Here is a 15,973-nt window from a genome sequence, read left to right as displayed (position 1 = left end):
ATTTAGTTGTGTATTCTTTTATTTGTTACTTTACTATACTGTTGTCAGAAAATATATTTTGCCAGAATATAGGCCTGCCGCAATGGCACAACTTTCTTAGTCAAAGGTGAAAACCTATGAAAAATCTGAACGATTCCGAAATCGCTATGGTTGCTGGCGGCACGCTGGGCGATGCTCTGGGCACCACACTGACAGACACACTGGCTGGTCTGGATGTGGGACTGGCCACCATCCTTGGCGGCGTGAACAGCACGGTTAATGCTCTGGTTCCTGCTGTAACAAGCGGCGTAACCACGGTTGCCGATGGCCTGCTGACGGGTCTGGACGCCACAACCAATGGCGTAACCTCCCTGCTGGGTGACGTTCTGAAAGTTTAATTTCAGGAATTTCCAGGCGGTTTTCAAAAATCCGCCTGGTTATTTTGCAAAAATACTAAAGTGGTAAAACCTTGCTCTCTTCAAAAAAGCCTGCATGAGTTCGGACCTTTTTAGACGTGAGGTTCTGGAAGCACGACGTCAATCATGGCTTGGGCAGGTTCAGGCCTCTCAACCGCTTTCTATCCGAATTGCGGCATGGTTCACGCTCGTTCTTGTGGTACTGGCCATTCTCTACACTATCTGGGGTGTTTATACCCGGCGTGTGCACGCTACCGGCTTAATGGTTCCTCCTTCAGGCCTTATTACCGTTAATGCCAATACAACTGGCACTATTGCGCAACAAAATGCCATAGAAGGCCATCACGTTAAAAAAGGTGATGTGCTGTTCACCATAGATCTGGAGGCAACATCTTCATCAGGTCCCACGCAGGAGCACATCCTCTCCCAACTGCGCCATCAGCGCGACCTGTTGCAGCAGCAAAAGAATATTCGCACGCAGGATGCTCCCGTGGAAAAACAATCCATGGTGACCCAGATCCGTTACCTCAACCAGCAACATCAACATATCGGGCACCAGCTTGATAACGATGCCCATGTGCTGCCTGTGGTGGAAGCTGCTGTACGCCGTATGCAAACGGCACAATCCGCACATCTGGTGACAGAAACACAATTCCAGAGCCAGCTTTATACCTATGCCCAGTTGCTCAGCAGTCATGCACAGTTTTTACAAAGCTATACGGACACAGAAGGAAAGATTGCGGACCTGACCACAAAGCTCATTCGCTATGATGGCCAACTGGCGCATGATCTGAATGATCTGGACAAGCAGATTGCCCAGATTGACCAACAGATTGCCGAAAGTGAAGGCCACCGCAGCAGTATTATCCTTGCTCCGGATGATGGCACCCTCACCGCCATTCGCGTTAACCCCGGCCAGCAGGTTTCGTCTGGCACGCCCCTGCTCACATTATTGCCCACAGGCCATGCCCTGGAAGCTGAATTGTATGTCAGCTCTGCCTCTATAGGCTTTTTGCATGAGGGCGAGCCCGTGTTGCTACGCTATGCCGCCTTCCCCTATCAGCGTTTTGGTTTGTATCGCGGTCATGTCAGCGAGATTACGCGTGCACCTGTTACCGCAACAGATGGCACAGGCCAGAAAGCTGCCCCTTCAGACAAAGACAAAACGCAATCTCAAAATCCGGGGCAGGATATTTACCGCATCCGCGTACGCCCCGATCAGCAGTTTGTTGATGCCTATGGCCAACACAAGCCGCTTGAAGCCGGCATGGAAGTTGAAGCCGATATCGCTATTGATACCCGCAGACTTTACCAGTGGATTTTCGATCCCGTTATCAGCATGCGTGATGATTTTTACGCCGTAAGCGGAGGATTGAGGTAATGGGCGTAACCCTCAAATCCCTTGAATTCGGGTGGCGTTCGCGCACGCCTGTTATTTTACAGGTAGAAGCCGCAGAATGTGGTTTGGCATGTCTGGCCATGATTATGGGCCATTATGGCAACCAGATTGATCTGGCCACATTGCGCAGGCGTTATTCCATATCTGTTAAAGGCGTTACGCTGCGCGATCTTATCGCTACGGCTGATACGGTGGGGCTTTCTACCCGCGCCGTGCGGCTGGAACTGGAAGACCTGCCCAACCTGCGCATGCCCTGCATTTTACACTGGAGCATGAACCACTTTGTGGTGCTTACGCAGGTTAAGAGCAACAAAGTTACTATTCATGACCCAGCAGTGGGCCGCCGTACGCTTAGTATGGGCGAAGTCTCGCGCGAGTTCACGGGTATTGCCCTGGAAGCCACGCCAAACGATAGCTTCCGCCGCGAAGATGACCGAGAAACCCTGCGCTTGCGCGATCTGTTTCGTCATGTCGCTGGGCTGCGCCCTGCCCTGATGGTGCTGGGTGCGCTTTCTCTTGGGTTGGAAGTCATTGCGCTGATCATGCCCATGGTCTCGCAAGTCGTGATTGATGAAGTGGTGGTAACGGCAGATCACGAACTGCTCATTACCATTGCTTGTGGCATGGCCCTGCTTTTGCTTTTGCAAATGCTTATTGGCTGTGTGCGCCAATGGGCCGTGCTGCTGCTGAGCACGCGCGTGGGCCTGCAATGGAACACCAGCCTGTTTGACCACCTCTCTCGCTTGCCGCTGGATTATTTTTCCAAACGCCATGTGGGCGATGTGCTTTCACGCTTTAACTCTCTGGGCACCATCCAAAAAACTATCACCACCGATATGGTGCAAACGGTTATGGATGGGGTGATGGCTGTGGGCATGGCCATCATGCTGTTCATTTATGGTGGCTGGCTGGGCATGGTGGCTATGGTAGCCACGGGGCTGGATGTGCTGTTGCGGCTGATTACCTACCGTATCTACCGTGAGGCATCTGAAGAACAGATTGTAATTGATGCCCGCCAGCAAAGCCATTTTATAGAAACCCTACGCGGCATGGCCAGCGTAAAACTTTTGGGCCTGCGTGAACGCCGCCGCACCACATGGCTGAACTTGCTGGTAGACAGCATTAACATCCGCCTGCGCCTGCAACGCTATGATCTGATTTATGGCCGCATGGGCGATCTGATTTTTGGCGCTGACCGCCTGATCATGATGGTTCTGGGTGCGGGTGCTGTTATGAGCGGCCACATGACTGTGGGTATGCTGGTGGCTTTCCTGTCCTACAAAGATCAGTTTGCCACACGCATTGGCAACCTCATCAGCAGCGGCTTTCAGATACGTATGCTGAATGTGCAGACAGACCGTTTGTCTGACATTGTGATGACAGACCCGGAAACCACGAACACCACGGCTGCTGTGCCGCCACCCCGCCTGGGTGAACAACGGGCCAATGGCACGCTCAGTTGTTCTGGCCTGTCTGCCCGCTACGGCTCACAAGATCCGTGGATTTTCCGCAATATTTCACTAGAGGTACCTGCGGGCAGTAGTGTTGCCATTGTCGGCCCTTCGGGCTGTGGCAAAACCACATTCCTTAAGACCCTGATGGGGCTGATGGAAACCCAGGAAGGCAGCATCCAACTGGATGGTGCAGATTTGGAAAGCCTGACGCTTGAGGGCTATCGCAACCGCATTGCCGGAGTGTTGCAGGATGATGGCCTGTTCTCTGGCTCTATTGCAGATAATATCAGTGGTTTTTCCGAACAGGTGGATGAGGCATGGCTGGTGGAATGCGCCACCCGTGCTGCCATTATTGACGATATCAAGCGCATGCCTATGGGGTTTGAAACCTTGGTGGGTGATATGGGCAGTGGGCTTTCTGGTGGGCAAAAGCAGCGCGTTATTCTGGCACGCGCGCTCTATCGCAAACCCGAAATCCTGTTTCTGGATGAAGCCACGAGCCATCTGGATGAACTGACCGAACACAAGGTGGCCGAAGCCCTGCGCGATATGAACATTACCCGCATTATGGTTGCCCATCGCCCGGCAACCATTGCACATGCAGATACCATTTATATCTTCCAGCCCGGCGGCGTGCTGACCCAGTATCAACCACCCCATAAGCAAAACAGGGCGGCATCTTAATTTTTGGGGTTAAGGAATACGTACAACCAACCGTCCCCGCACATGGCCTGCCAGAAGCATATCCGCAGCCTGCGGGGCTTCTGCCAGATCAATCTCACGCACCATGTCATCAAGCTGACTAGGGTTTATCAGTTCAGCAAGGCGCGCCCATGCTTCCTGCCGCTCTCGCCGCGGACATTGCACGCTATCAATGCCCACCAATGTTACGCCACGCAAAATAAATGGGGCCACCGTTGCGGGAAAATCCATCCCTCCGGCCAACCCGCATGCTGTAACCACCCCTTGAGGGCGCATACTTGCACACACCGAGGCCAGAACCTGCCCCCCCACAACATCAACCGCACCAGCCCAACGCGCTTTTTCCAACGGGCGGGATGGCGTGGTAAAATGCGCGCGCGGCAATACGTCTGCAGCCCCCAAACTGTGCAGGTAAGGTTGCTCTTCCAACCGCCCGGTTACTGCCACAACCTGATACCCCAACCGCGATAGCAGCATGATAGCCACGCTACCTACTCCGCCACTGGCGCCGGTAACCAGTACCGGCCCGCTTGCAGGTTCCACCCCTTCACGCTGAAGGGCCTGCACACACAGCATAGCCGTAAAGCCCGCCGTGCCGAGCGCCATAACCTGCCGCCCATTTAGCCCCAAAGGTTGTGGCAAAGCCCATAAACCCGGCACACGCGCCAGTTGGGCAAACCCACCCCAGCGGCTTTCCCCCAAGCCATGCCCTGTCACAATAACATCCTGCCCAACAAGAACCGCCGGATGTGTAGAAGCCTCAACTTTACCTGCCAGATCAATACCCGGCACCATGGGCCAGTTACGTATGATCGGCCCCTTACCTGTAAGCGCGAGCGCATCCTTGTAATTAAGGGATGACCACTGCACCCGGATTGTTACATCCCCTTCTGGCAGGTCTGCCTCTGCCAGTTCACGCAGCGTAACCTGCTGGCCAGTTTCTGTTTTTTCTACATACAGGGCTTTAAACATGTTTTTTCACCGCTGGTTAAGCTTTTGCCACCCATCAACCGGCCAAAATCTTGGGCACGGTACGCAGTACACCAACGCATGCAAAGCCCATCTGTGCCTGCATGACAGTATTTTGAAGTTTCCTCTCATTCCGGTTGGGAACAAAAATTAAACTAGGTATCTGTTCGGCCTGCGGGTATAGATGAAGCCACCATTACAGGTTTCACTTTATTTCGGACGTTCTCTTGTTCCTGTTTATTATGGGTCTGCTGACCCTTGTCCTGCTGATTGCTGTCAGCATTCTGATTTCACTTTCCGAGATATCCTTCGCAGCTGCGCGGGAAGTCAGGCTTCGCAGTCGTGCAGAAGCAGGAGACAAGCGCGCCCAAGCCTTTCTGGCCCTGCGCCGCAACAGCGGACAGGTGATGACCGCCATCCAGATCTGCCTGAACGGCGTAGGGATTCTGGGCGGTATTGCCAGTTCCGAAATGTTCACCCCGCCTGTAACCGAATTTCTAAGCCGCTGGGGTATGTCAGACTGGTGGGCGCAGAATCTGGCCTCCACTTTCAGCTTTATTTTTGTAACCGGCGCCTTTGTTCTGTTTGCTGACCTGCTGCCCAAGCGCGTAGCCATGAACAACCCGGACAAAGTGGCTATGGCTGTGGGGTGGTTCCCCCGCGTGGCCCTGCGGGTGCTGTATCCGTTTGTGTGGATTTTTTCCAAGATTTCCGATGCCATTTTGCATGCACTGAAAATCCCGGCAGCTTCTGCGGTCGAACCCATCACGCCGGAAGACCTGCATGCCATTCTGGCCGCTGGCACGGCATCCGGTGTGTTGCTACAGCAAGAACACCAGATGATTGAGAACGTGCTGGCCCTACAGGCGCGTTCCGTCACCTCCGCCATGACCCCGCGTGATGAAATCATCTTTTTGGATATTCAGGACACGCCTGAACATAACCACGAAAAGGTACGCACCAACCCTTATTCCCGCTATCCGCTGTGCAATGGTGGGCTGGATAGAGTTATCGGCTCCATCCGTGCGGAAGACGTGCTGGCATCTGTGGTGGATCCTTCCATCGCACCCTCTGGCCGCCCCCATAGCAACCCCATTGCCCGGATGCGGCGTGAAGTTCTCTCTGTTCCCGAAACACTGAACCTTTGGGATACACTGGCTCAGTTTGATACGCACGGCACCGGCTTTGCCCTGATTGTCAATGAATACGGGCTGGTTGTGGGGCTGATTACCTTTAAAGACATTATGGGCGTACTGATGGATGGGCTAGCCAGCCCGTTTGAAGAACAAGCCATTGTAAAGCGTGATGAGAACTCATGGCTTGTAGATGGCGCCGCGCCGATTGGTGATGTTATCCGCGAACTGCATGTCGTGGATCTGCCCGATAGCGAGCAGTTTGACACAATTGGTGGCTTTATTATGCACCGTCTGCGCCGTATGGCCCGTAAGGCAGACCGGGTAGATGCCGCTGGTTTCCGCTTTGAAGTGGTGGATGTGGAAGGATTCCGTATCAATCAGCTACTTGTGACACGTATGACCGAGACCCCATGAATTTTTCCTGCTCCCGTTCCTCCGCTTTCCTTCTTACCTGCTTTCTGGGCACCACCTTTTCTCTTTTTCCGCCCACAATCACTATTCCAGAGGCATCTGCTGCGCAGGCAGATGTCTCTGATGCCACATTGGAACGGGTTGTGCTGGTTTCTCGCCACGGAATCCGCAGCCCAACCAAGCCTTTGGACAAGCTAGAAAAAAAGACCCGCCATACGTGGACACCCTGGCCCGTTCCCCCCGGTGAGATGACGGCGCATGGCCAGTTTGATCTGGGCCTGATGGGGCAGTTTTTAAAAAGCTATTACCATATTGCCAGCAGGGATGGTTCTGCCCGTTGCCTGCCGGAGCAACCAGCTTTTATCTGGGCAGATTCCGCCAGCAGCCGCACACAACACAGCGGCGATATTCTGGCTGCCGCGTTAAGCGATGGTTGCCAGACGCAAGCGCGCTCCATGCCTGCTAAAACACATGATCCGCTGTTTAACGCCTTGGCTGCCCAAAGCACGGCGCTAAATACAGATGACGTTGAAAAAAACCTTAATCCAGATCTCACACCGGGCACGGAACTGCCACCGCCAGTGCAATCGGGCGTTCAAACCCTGCAAGCTCTCTTTGCCCCCAACGCATGTACAACTGGCACAACGCCATGTTTTTCCAAGCATGCGCCCCTTTCATGGAAAAAGGGCACACCCCACGCAGAAAATGGGCTGGCGTTAGGTTCTACTGTTTCAGAAGCTCTGCTGCTGGAATATGTGCAGGGGTTACCTTCCTCTGTAACCGCAGCCCATACGGATACTGTAAATACGCTTAATAGCGTTTTACCTGTGCATAATTATCAAAGTGCACGTATGCGCCGCACCCCAGCCATTGCCATTCCTCGTGGTGGCAAACTGGCCCAAGCTATTTTAACACTCCTGAATGAACAGCCCCTTCCCCTACCGGATGGAAGCGTACTGCCTGCACAGGCCCGCGTGGTGATGTTTGCCGGGCATGATACCACACTGGATATGCTCACCACTCTGTTCGGGTTGGACTGGAGCTTTACAGACCAACCGGACCCGACCGCCCCCGATACAACTCTGGCTTTTGAAACATGGAAGCACTCTGATGGACGCAAAGAAATCCGCTTTGCCGTTTTCCATCAATCTCTCGCCCAACTGCGAGATGGCCTGAAACTGGACAATGTTGCCGGGCAAGGTGCGCCCCTGCTGTTAACCAGCACACTGTGTAACCAGCCTAAAAATGAAACCTGTTGGCTGGAAAACTTAAGCCAGAATGTGCCGCAACATTAAGGCACATGGCCTATGCATTGAAACCACATTGCATAGGCCAGCATATTTTCACCTAAATGGTTTAAGAAACCTAAATGCCGAGCGTGTAATCTTGTTACCTTTGTAACGCACCTGCGTTTTTTTGGGTAAAACGCCAAAATGTTCTTTAACCCGGTAAGTATCTAGGCTGAACCCGGCTTCCAGCGCTTCCTTGTAAAGCTCGTCAAATTTCTGTTGCAGATCTGGGCGCGGATGGTTGTAAATTGTGCCATCAAACCAGTGCTTGCGCTCTTCCCCCTTCAGCCGCTCCAAGGAATATTTGTGGGAAAACTGCGTACCCATATCCGAATAATGCAGAAATTTTAATGCTTCCAGCGGCATACCGTCACCATCCAGATTGCTGAAGGCGGGATCTAGCGGCTGGATATATTCGGGGTGCTTTTCAAAAAACGTTTTCAGCTTTTTGTGGGCCGAAGCGTCTTTCTTAATTTCTGCCAACGGGGGCAAAAGCTTCATGGCGGCTTCACAATCCCACATCAGGGTCCCCAACCGCAAATCTCGCCCCTGACCAGATGCCAGCATCACCTTGCCTTGTGGAATAGGCTGGTTCCATAGCTCTGCAATATCTGAAAGGGCAAAAATATCAGCATCCATATACAGCGCACGGCCCTTGCCACCACAATAGGCAGGAATGCCCCAACGGAAACCAGAAAAAGGCGTTGGCCATTCCGTTGTATTCCAGCCTTCCTCTGGTTTCAGGCCAGAATACCAGAAACTGGAAGGATCACGCGTAAGCTGCATGAAAGTAATATCAACCGGCAAACTACTATATTTTGTAATACTATAGTGTAACACCATTAACTGTTCGAGGTCACAATCATTTGGATCACAGCCAATAAACAGTTTCACTACGGCATTCATTCGTAGGTCTTTCATATTGATTTTTTGTTATTAGAATAAACGTTTGCATAACAGAAAGAGCCAACACTTCAAACAGAAGTCAGGCTAGTTTATTTTTTAATTACTGCATGGCCGTTTATCTTGTAAGAAAGCTTTTCCTGGTCATATTTTCATTCTTTCTTTTCCTTAAAAATGGCATGATTACCTACCATATATACGTATGTATCATGGCTTATATACAGAGGACAAATATACATGAAACTTCATAAAGCAGCGTTTGCCTTTCTGCCGGCGCTTTTGCTGGCCGCTTGTGCTGAAACGCCCATGGGCCCGACTGCACAGGTACTGCCCGGCCCCGGAAAGGATTATGGCACCTTCCTGCAGGAACAGAATTTCTGCCGTTCTCAGGCTGCTGCTGCTGTGCATGGTCAGGCCGGTAGCCAGAATCGCAAGGCTCTGTATGGCGGGTTGGCAACCACTGCGCTTGGCGCTGGCTTGGGTGCTGCTGTTGGTGGTGGCACAGGTGCTGGCATTGGTGCCGCAGCTGGTGCGTTGGGTGGTGGCCTTGGTGGCAGTGCATATTCCAACAGCCAGCAAGGCGGCATCCAGACCCAGTACAACAATGCTTATGTAGCCTGCATGGTGGCCTACAAAAACGTGCTGCCTGCTCCCAATGCTGGTTATATGCCCCAGCAATAAAAGCTACGCTTTACCAGCACACACATATTACGTGGGTTGATAATAGCAAAAAGAGATCGTTCCGTAAGGAACGATCCCTTTTTAGTGGCAAAATATTGGGTTTAGAATGCAGCCTGCACACGGGCGGCAACAGAGTTCCCATCGCGGCCAAGAATGTTATAGGCTTGGCTATTACGCGTTACGATAAAGTGGTTGAAGTCCAGCATCACACGGAAGTGGCGGTTGGGATACCAGTTCACCCCACCGGACCATACTGTCTGGCGGCCACCGCGCACACTGTTTGCCGTATCATCAAAGTCAGCCACACTGTAACGGCCAGAAAGTTCCAGCGCACCCCAGTAGCCATGTGCGGGGTCAAATTCGTGCTCTACACCCGGAGCAGAAAACGCACCTTCTTTTTCATTATACATACGGGGCTTGCCAAACAGCGTATAGTTGGCCGCGCCATAGTAACCCTCAAACGACAGAGACGGCAGAGACTGCCCACCCTGCTGCTGATTACGGGTTACGCCGATGTGGTAATATTCACCCTTCAGCACCAGCTTTTTCCAGCGGAAACCCAGTTCTGGGCCAGCAGACCATACGGAACCGATGTTGCGCAGGGCACCCGTGTTCAACAGCGCAGTGGTTGTCAGGTTAACTTCCGGTGCTTCCTTAAAGGTATAGGTGCGACCGTTGGTGCCATCATTCACCTTGAATGCGCTAATGGCAGAAAGACCCAGATGCACGTCTATGTCTTTAGAAACATAAGGGCGCCCGGCAACACGGAAGGTACCACCTGTCTGGCTATCGCCAATGTTGGCATCCTTGGCGCGGTTACCAAATGTCTGTCCGGTGAAATACCCTGCAATCCACCAGCGTTTTTCATAATGCAAGCCACCAACACTAAAGCGGGCATCGCCTGCGGCAATGTTACGCACGATGTCCGTGATGGCGGGACGTTCCATCATTTCGAAATCGTTGGAGCTTTCGGAATCTTCTTCCGTCACACGCGGCTGGAAGTAACCTACTGTCAGGATAGTGTTGTGCAGGCCGGTGTAGTTCAGGTTGGCTTCATACAGACCATCCGACCCGTCCGCGCTGCCTGATCCGAAATCAGGCGTTACGTTTGCCACCCAATCTTTATAGCGGAAGGTGAACGGAATACGCAGGCGACGGGCGTTTTCTGTAAAGCTGGAGAAATCACCCTTGGTTTCACCCCGGCGCGGAGACATGCCCATAAAGCCACCGAAGTCTTCATGGAATGCCAGACCGATAGACAGGCCATAAGCGCCATCTTCAGATGCAACCGTAAAGCGCCCTTTGGGGAAACCGATGATCATGCCACCAACGTGCACATTTTCATCCTGCTGCGTCGCTGCCTTGAAATCCTTCCATGATGTCGTCATGCCGCGGTCAGAGGGAGGCGTGCCAACACCATTGTTCAGCAGAATATTTTTGTGCGGAACTTGTTCACCAAACTTTACGTTGGGATCTACATCGTTATCAGCATATTTTTCCGGGAACTTATACCCGTTCTGTGCCGTTGTACGTGCAGTCCGGCGGGCAACAGGGCCTTTCTGCCGTGTTTCGTTCTGAGCGATCTGAGATTTAAGATGTGTGATCTGCCCCATCATTTCACGCCGCATTTCAGCCATTTCGGCTTTCAAGGCGCGAATCTGGGCATCATCTGAGCTGGAAGCCTCGGCCACTGGGGCGATTCCAGACATTAAAATAGAAGCAAATGCAAAAGATGGAAGAAGCGGTGAACAACGACGCATCATGGCCATTCCAAAAGAGAAGAGGAGCGATGCGTGGTGAATAACTTTATTCCAACTTTTTGTGCGTGACGCTTAGATGATGGTTTCATGACAGTTTCATGAAAAAAGCGGCCCACAAAGGGGCCGCTTTCCATAATAAAATATATTATTGAAATAAGGGTATTAAAAACTGCTTATTTACCTGCCTGCCATGCAGATTGAATGCTGTCTTTAACAGCCTTGGGCAGTGGCACGTAATCCAGCTTTGCTGCAATGGAATCGCCCTTAGCAAAATCCCAGATAAAGAAGCGCTTTACGGCTTCATCACGCGCAGGGTTACGTGCTGGCAGCGGCACCAGAACATAGGTAGCAGAAACAATAGGCCATGCCTGTGCGCCAGAAGTGTTCAGCAAATTTACAGAGAAATGCGAAGCATTTTTCCAATCTGCTGCTTCTGCTGCCTGAGAGAAACTGGCCTGAGAGGCTGCAACGGCCTGACCAGAACTGTTTTTGAGGCGAATGGTGGTCAGATGGTTACGGCTGGCATAAGCGTATTCCACATACCCTACGCCACCTTCTGTGTTCTGCACGGTGGCAGATACGCCATCGTTCCCACGTGCGCCCAAACCACCGGGCCAGCTGATGGATGTGCCTGCGCCGTACTGATCATGCCAATTTTTGGAAGACTGATCGAGGTAGGACGTAAACACAAATGTTGTGCCAGACCCATCTGCACGATGGATAGGTGCCACTGCGGTATCTGGCAGGGAAACACCCGGGTTAAGTGCAGCAATCTTCGGGTCATTCCAGCTGGTGATATCGCCGGAATAAATAGAAGCCAGCACATCACCGCTCAGCACCAGCACATCTGCCTTAATGCCCGGAATATTCACAACCGGCACAATCCCGCCCATAACGGTGGGGAACTGAAAAAGATGTGCGCTTTCCAGCTTTTTGGCATCCATAGGTGCATCAGATGCCCCAAAATCCACCGTGCCTGCCAGAATCTGGTTCTGCCCGGCGCTGGACCCTACGGTCTGATAATTTACATTAACACCTGTATCTGCTTTGGCGGCAGAGGCCCATGCCTCATAAATCGGGGCAGCAAAACTGGATCCCGCACCAGTTACACTTTGTGCGTGAGAAAAGGAGGGCACCGCAGCCAGCAAGCAGGCAACCGCAGCAGCACAGGTTTCAGACCGAAAAGAAAAACGCATTTTGGGGAGCATCCCTAAGCATCAACACAAAACGGCACCAGTATATGCCGCCTCTGCTTCGTAAGGGAGGGAACGCAAAAATGGGTTACGTCTGCAAGACAGTTTGGTGACAGTTTGATGAATGATCCGCCACCAAAGGTAAAAGTGGGAGCCAGATATGGCAGGACGTGCCCTGCCCCACAGCACTTTCCACCACAAACCGTCCGCCATGCCGGCTGACAATATGCTGTACAATGGCAAGCCCCAACCCACTACCCTGCACTGCGGCCGCAGTTTTGGCCACGCGGTAAAACCGTTCTGTTAAACGCGCCAGATGCCGGGCCGGAATACCGGGGCCATTATCTGTTACACTCAGCACAATACCTGGCGCAGATGGCCAACGTTGATCTGCCTCTGCCTGTTGGCAACTTATGGTAATAGATACAGGTTTACCGGCCTTTGTTTTTTCTGAAACAAGGCTGTATTTTATGGCATTTTCAACAAGATTAACTACAACCTGCAAAAGCTGGGTTTCATCTCCTGCAACCTGCCAGTTCTGATTTTCTGGCGGCTGCACATCAACCGTAACGGGTAAACCAGAGCTTAGAAGATCTCCTTCTGTCTGGCACTGATCCAACAGATCAACCAGCCGCACTACGTCTCGCGGTTTCTGATGTTCCTGCATTTGCACGCGGGAAAGATAAAGCAGGCTGTTCAGCAGGTTTTGCATCCGCTTGGCCTGCTGGGCCATAATTTCCAAAAACTCTTTTTGTGCGACTGGGTCATCCGCAGCAGGCCCTTGCAGGGTTTCTATAAATCCCAGCAAAGCTGCCAAAGGGGTGCGTAGTTCGTGGCTGGCAAATGCCACAAAATCTGTATGCTGGCGCTCTGCAACAACGGCATCTGTTTCATCATGCAAATCAACAAAAACCAGAGTTGTTTGCGCATTGGGTGCTGTGTTTTCCCGGCGCATACTTATGGGCAACAATGCTGCTGGTAGGCTTTGTTTTTGCAAAACGGCCTGAACGACACGAAGGCGTGGAATATCCAGAATGACACGCACACGGCCAGGCTGTATGTTCCCTGCCTTTTGCGCAAGCACCACATCCAGTTTGGCCTGAAAGGCCGGATGGCGCACTATACTGCCAAGGTCTCCATCAAACTGTTGTTCAGCCATTTTGGAAACCACGCATAACCCGCGTGTTTCGTTTATCACCAGCATGGCGGCGGGCAGGCAAGCCATAACCTGCTCCAAGCAAGGTTGTGAAACTTCCTTACTCGGGCTGCGCCGGGCAAGAACAGGCACACGGCTTGCAGAGGCACGCATGCGCCCAAGCACCATGCCACCCAAAGTTGCCACGGCTGCACCAGCTATGGCCCCTTCCCCCATTATCAGCCATGCCTGTGCAACCATGCCAAAAATTTACCCTGTTCTAGCCCTGCGGCAGATCCAGCGCATACCCTCTGGCGCGCACTGTGCGGATAAGATCCTGCTCATCACCTTCATTCAGGGTTTGCCGCAGGCGGCGGATATGCACATCCACTGTACGCAATTCCACAAAAGAACTGCGTTCCCAAGCATGTTTTAAAAGTTCCTCGCGAGAGAAAACTTTACCCGGATTGAGCATAAAAAATTCTAGCAGACGATATTCGGTTGGGCCCAAAGCCAGCAAACGCCCACTACGTTCTACCTTGTGGCTCACTCGGTCCATCACCAACGTATCAAACCGTAGGGTTTTATCTGCTGGAGGCAGGCGGCGCAGCATGGCTTTTACGCGCGCAAACAGCGCCTCCATGCTAAAGGGTTTGACAAGATAATCATCCGCCCCGGTATCTAAACCGCGGATCGTATCTGTTTCTTCCCCACGTGCGCTCAGCATCACAATCGGAAGCGTTGCCGTTTTGGGTTGCCCCCTTAACTGGCGGCACACTTCCAAGCCAGAAATACCCGGCAGCATCCAATCCAGCAACAACAGATCAGGACGTTTTTGGCGCACTTCTTCAAGTGCTGCTTCACCATCCCCAACAACACGGACTGCATATCCCTGCTTTTCAAGATTGTAGCCGATAAGCCGGGAGAGTGCCGGATCATCCTCAACCACCAGAAGATCTGCCTTATTCATGCTTTCCCTGCTTTTTGTAACATGATTGAAAGATAGGGGGTTCTCACAGCAAAAAACAACGTCCCGCCACCTTGCAAGAAAGAGATCATGTGTGAAAACCGCTTATATATCGGGCAAAAAGTACCCGTATGAAAGTTTTGTGAAACCCTCACAAAGTTGCAACAAAAAAAGGCCTTCCCGTATGGAGAAGGCCCTTTTGTTACAAACACATTGCCTGCCAGATCAATCTTCAAACGGGTCACGCATCAGAATGGTGTCATCCCGATCTGGGCTGGTGGAAAGCAGGGTAACAGGTGCGCCCACCAGTTCTTCAATCCGGCGCACGTATTTAATGGCCTGAGCTGGCAGGTCTGCCCAGCGGCGTGCACCGTGGGTGGTTTCCTTCCAGCCTTCCAGCGTTTCATAAACCGGGCGCACACGCTGCTGCGCTGCCGGGGCGGAGGGGAAGCGTTCAATCTTCTGCCCGTCCAGTTCATACCCCACGCAAATCCGGATTTCATCCAGACCATCCAGCACATCCAGCTTGGTAAGCGCCAAACCGTTTACACCACCAACGCGCACGGCATGACGCACCAGAACGGAATCAAACCAGCCGCAACGGCGCGGGCGGCCCGTGTTGGTGCCAAATTCATGCCCACGTTCGCCAAGGCGGCGGCCTGTTTCATCATGCAGTTCTGTAGGAAACGGGCCTTCACCCACACGGGTGCAATATGCCTTGGCAATACCCAGCACAAAACCCGCAGCCGTTGGGCCCATGCCAGACCCTGTGCCCGCATTGGCAGCAACCGTGTTGGAACTGGTTACAAACGGATAGGTGCCGTGGTCCACATCCAGCATTACAGCCTGCGCACCTTCAAACAGAATACGGCGGCCTGCACGGCGGGCATCATCAAGAATATCCCAAGTAGGAGCCATATAAGGCAGCACTTTAGGAGCAATATCTGTCAGGAATGTAAGAAGTTCTTCTTTGGTGAATACGGGTGCACCCAGCCCTGCCAGCAGGGTGTTGTGGTGCAGCAGCAGTTCATCCAGCTTCCAGTCCAGCGTTTCTGGCTCGGCCAGATCACACAGGCGGATAGCGCGGCGGGCCACTTTATCTTCATACGCAGGGCCAATGCCACGGCCCGTGGTGCCAATTTTACGATCACCACGCGCAGCCTCACGCGCACGATCCAGCGCGCCATGCACAGGCAGAATCAGGGGGGCGTTTTCTGCAATCTTGAGCGTATCAGGCGTAACTTCCAGACCCTGTTCCTGAATACGGCCAATTTCTGCCAACAGAGCCTGCGGGTCCACCACCACACCATTGCCGATAATGCCCAGTTTGTTGTTCACAACGCCGGAAGGCAGCAGGGAAAGCTTGTAAACCTGATTGCCCACAACCAGCGTGTGCCCGGCATTGTGCCCACCCTGAAAGCGCACAACAATATCAGCCCGACTGGCAAGCCAATCTACGATTTTGCCTTTGCCTTCATCACCCCACTGGGCGCCAATCACGGTTACGTTGGACATGGATGGTGTGCTCCTGAAAGAATCTTGCCGCTAACTGAAAGAGAAAAAGCCCCTTACGGGGAAA

Annotated in this window: 13 protein-coding genes; 6 read left to right on the top strand and 7 right to left on the bottom strand. The window is 52.6% G+C overall.

Going from position 1 to position 15,973, the window contains the following annotated elements:
* Positions 1-116: 116 nt before the first annotated feature.
* The 3 genes from EOV40_RS01665 (at position 117) to EOV40_RS01655 (ending at position 3,932) form a co-directional block, all read left to right on the top strand.
* Positions 117-377, top strand: a complete 261-nt coding sequence (locus tag EOV40_RS01665) for a hypothetical protein (RefSeq protein WP_128104861.1) — start codon at positions 117-119, stop codon at positions 375-377.
* A gap of 94 nt (positions 378-471) precedes the next feature.
* Complete coding sequence (locus tag EOV40_RS01660; protein WP_128104860.1) at positions 472-1,776, top strand: HlyD family secretion protein; 1,305 nt, start codon at positions 472-474, stop codon at positions 1,774-1,776.
* Complete coding sequence (locus tag EOV40_RS01655) at positions 1,776-3,932, top strand: peptidase domain-containing ABC transporter (protein ID WP_128104859.1); 2,157 nt, start codon at positions 1,776-1,778, stop codon at positions 3,930-3,932. The genes EOV40_RS01660 and EOV40_RS01655 overlap by 1 nt, the downstream gene beginning before the upstream one ends.
* Positions 3,933-3,941: 9 nt before the next feature.
* Here the strand turns inward: EOV40_RS01655 and acuI are convergent, their stop codons facing one another.
* Complete coding sequence (acuI, locus tag EOV40_RS01650) at positions 3,942-4,922, bottom strand: acrylyl-CoA reductase (NADPH) (protein ID WP_128104858.1); 981 nt, start codon at positions 4,920-4,922, stop codon at positions 3,942-3,944.
* Positions 4,923-5,146: 224 nt separating this feature from the next.
* On the opposite strand from acuI, the gene EOV40_RS01645 reads away from it, so the two are divergent.
* Positions 5,147-6,469, top strand: coding sequence for a hemolysin family protein (locus EOV40_RS01645; protein WP_050819136.1), 1,323 nt, complete (start codon positions 5,147-5,149; stop codon positions 6,467-6,469).
* The gene (locus EOV40_RS01640; RefSeq protein ID WP_128104857.1) at positions 6,466-7,761 is read left to right on the top strand and encodes a histidine-type phosphatase; all 1,296 of its coding nucleotides are present in this window, start codon (positions 6,466-6,468) and stop codon (positions 7,759-7,761) included. The genes EOV40_RS01645 and EOV40_RS01640 overlap by 4 nt, the downstream gene beginning before the upstream one ends.
* A gap of 48 nt (positions 7,762-7,809) precedes the next feature.
* On the opposite strand, the gene EOV40_RS01635 is transcribed toward EOV40_RS01640, so the two are convergent.
* On the bottom strand, positions 7,810-8,676 hold the full coding sequence (locus EOV40_RS01635) for a glycosyl transferase (RefSeq protein WP_128104856.1): 867 nt from the start codon (positions 8,674-8,676) through the stop codon (positions 7,810-7,812).
* Positions 8,677-8,895: 219 nt separating this feature from the next.
* On the opposite strand from EOV40_RS01635, the gene EOV40_RS01630 reads away from it, so the two are divergent.
* Positions 8,896-9,339: a glycine zipper family protein gene (locus EOV40_RS01630; RefSeq protein WP_006116868.1), complete on the top strand. Its 444-nt coding sequence runs from the start codon at positions 8,896-8,898 to the stop codon at positions 9,337-9,339.
* 101 nt (positions 9,340-9,440) lie between these two features.
* Here EOV40_RS01630 and EOV40_RS01625 read toward each other — a convergent pair whose 3' ends face one another.
* The 5 genes from EOV40_RS01625 to EOV40_RS01605 form a co-directional block, all read right to left on the bottom strand.
* The gene (locus tag EOV40_RS01625; protein ID WP_128104855.1) at positions 9,441-11,108 is read right to left on the bottom strand and encodes an OprO/OprP family phosphate-selective porin; all 1,668 of its coding nucleotides are present in this window, start codon (positions 11,106-11,108) and stop codon (positions 9,441-9,443) included.
* A gap of 164 nt (positions 11,109-11,272) precedes the next feature.
* A complete protein-coding gene (gene pstS, locus EOV40_RS01620; RefSeq protein WP_003623764.1) occupies positions 11,273-12,307 on the bottom strand; it encodes a phosphate ABC transporter substrate-binding protein PstS in 1,035 nt (344 codons plus the stop codon).
* 73 nt (positions 12,308-12,380) lie between these two features.
* Positions 12,381-13,688, bottom strand: coding sequence for a sensor histidine kinase (locus EOV40_RS01615; RefSeq protein ID WP_128104854.1), 1,308 nt, complete (start codon positions 13,686-13,688; stop codon positions 12,381-12,383).
* Positions 13,689-13,707: 19 nt separating this feature from the next.
* Positions 13,708-14,397, bottom strand: coding sequence for a phosphate regulon transcriptional regulator PhoB (phoB, locus tag EOV40_RS01610; protein ID WP_019088766.1), 690 nt, complete (start codon positions 14,395-14,397; stop codon positions 13,708-13,710).
* A 222-nt stretch (positions 14,398-14,619) separates the two neighbouring features.
* Positions 14,620-15,909, bottom strand: a complete 1,290-nt coding sequence (locus EOV40_RS01605; RefSeq protein WP_128104853.1) for an adenylosuccinate synthase — start codon at positions 15,907-15,909, stop codon at positions 14,620-14,622.
* Positions 15,910-15,973: the final 64 nt, after the last annotated feature.

It is taken from the genome of Acetobacter oryzoeni (assembly GCF_004014775.2).
GTDB classification, from domain to species: domain Bacteria; phylum Pseudomonadota; class Alphaproteobacteria; order Acetobacterales; family Acetobacteraceae; genus Acetobacter; species Acetobacter oryzoeni.
Note: the sequence above shows the minus strand (reverse complement) of the source record. Positions and strands in the feature narration are given on the sequence as shown.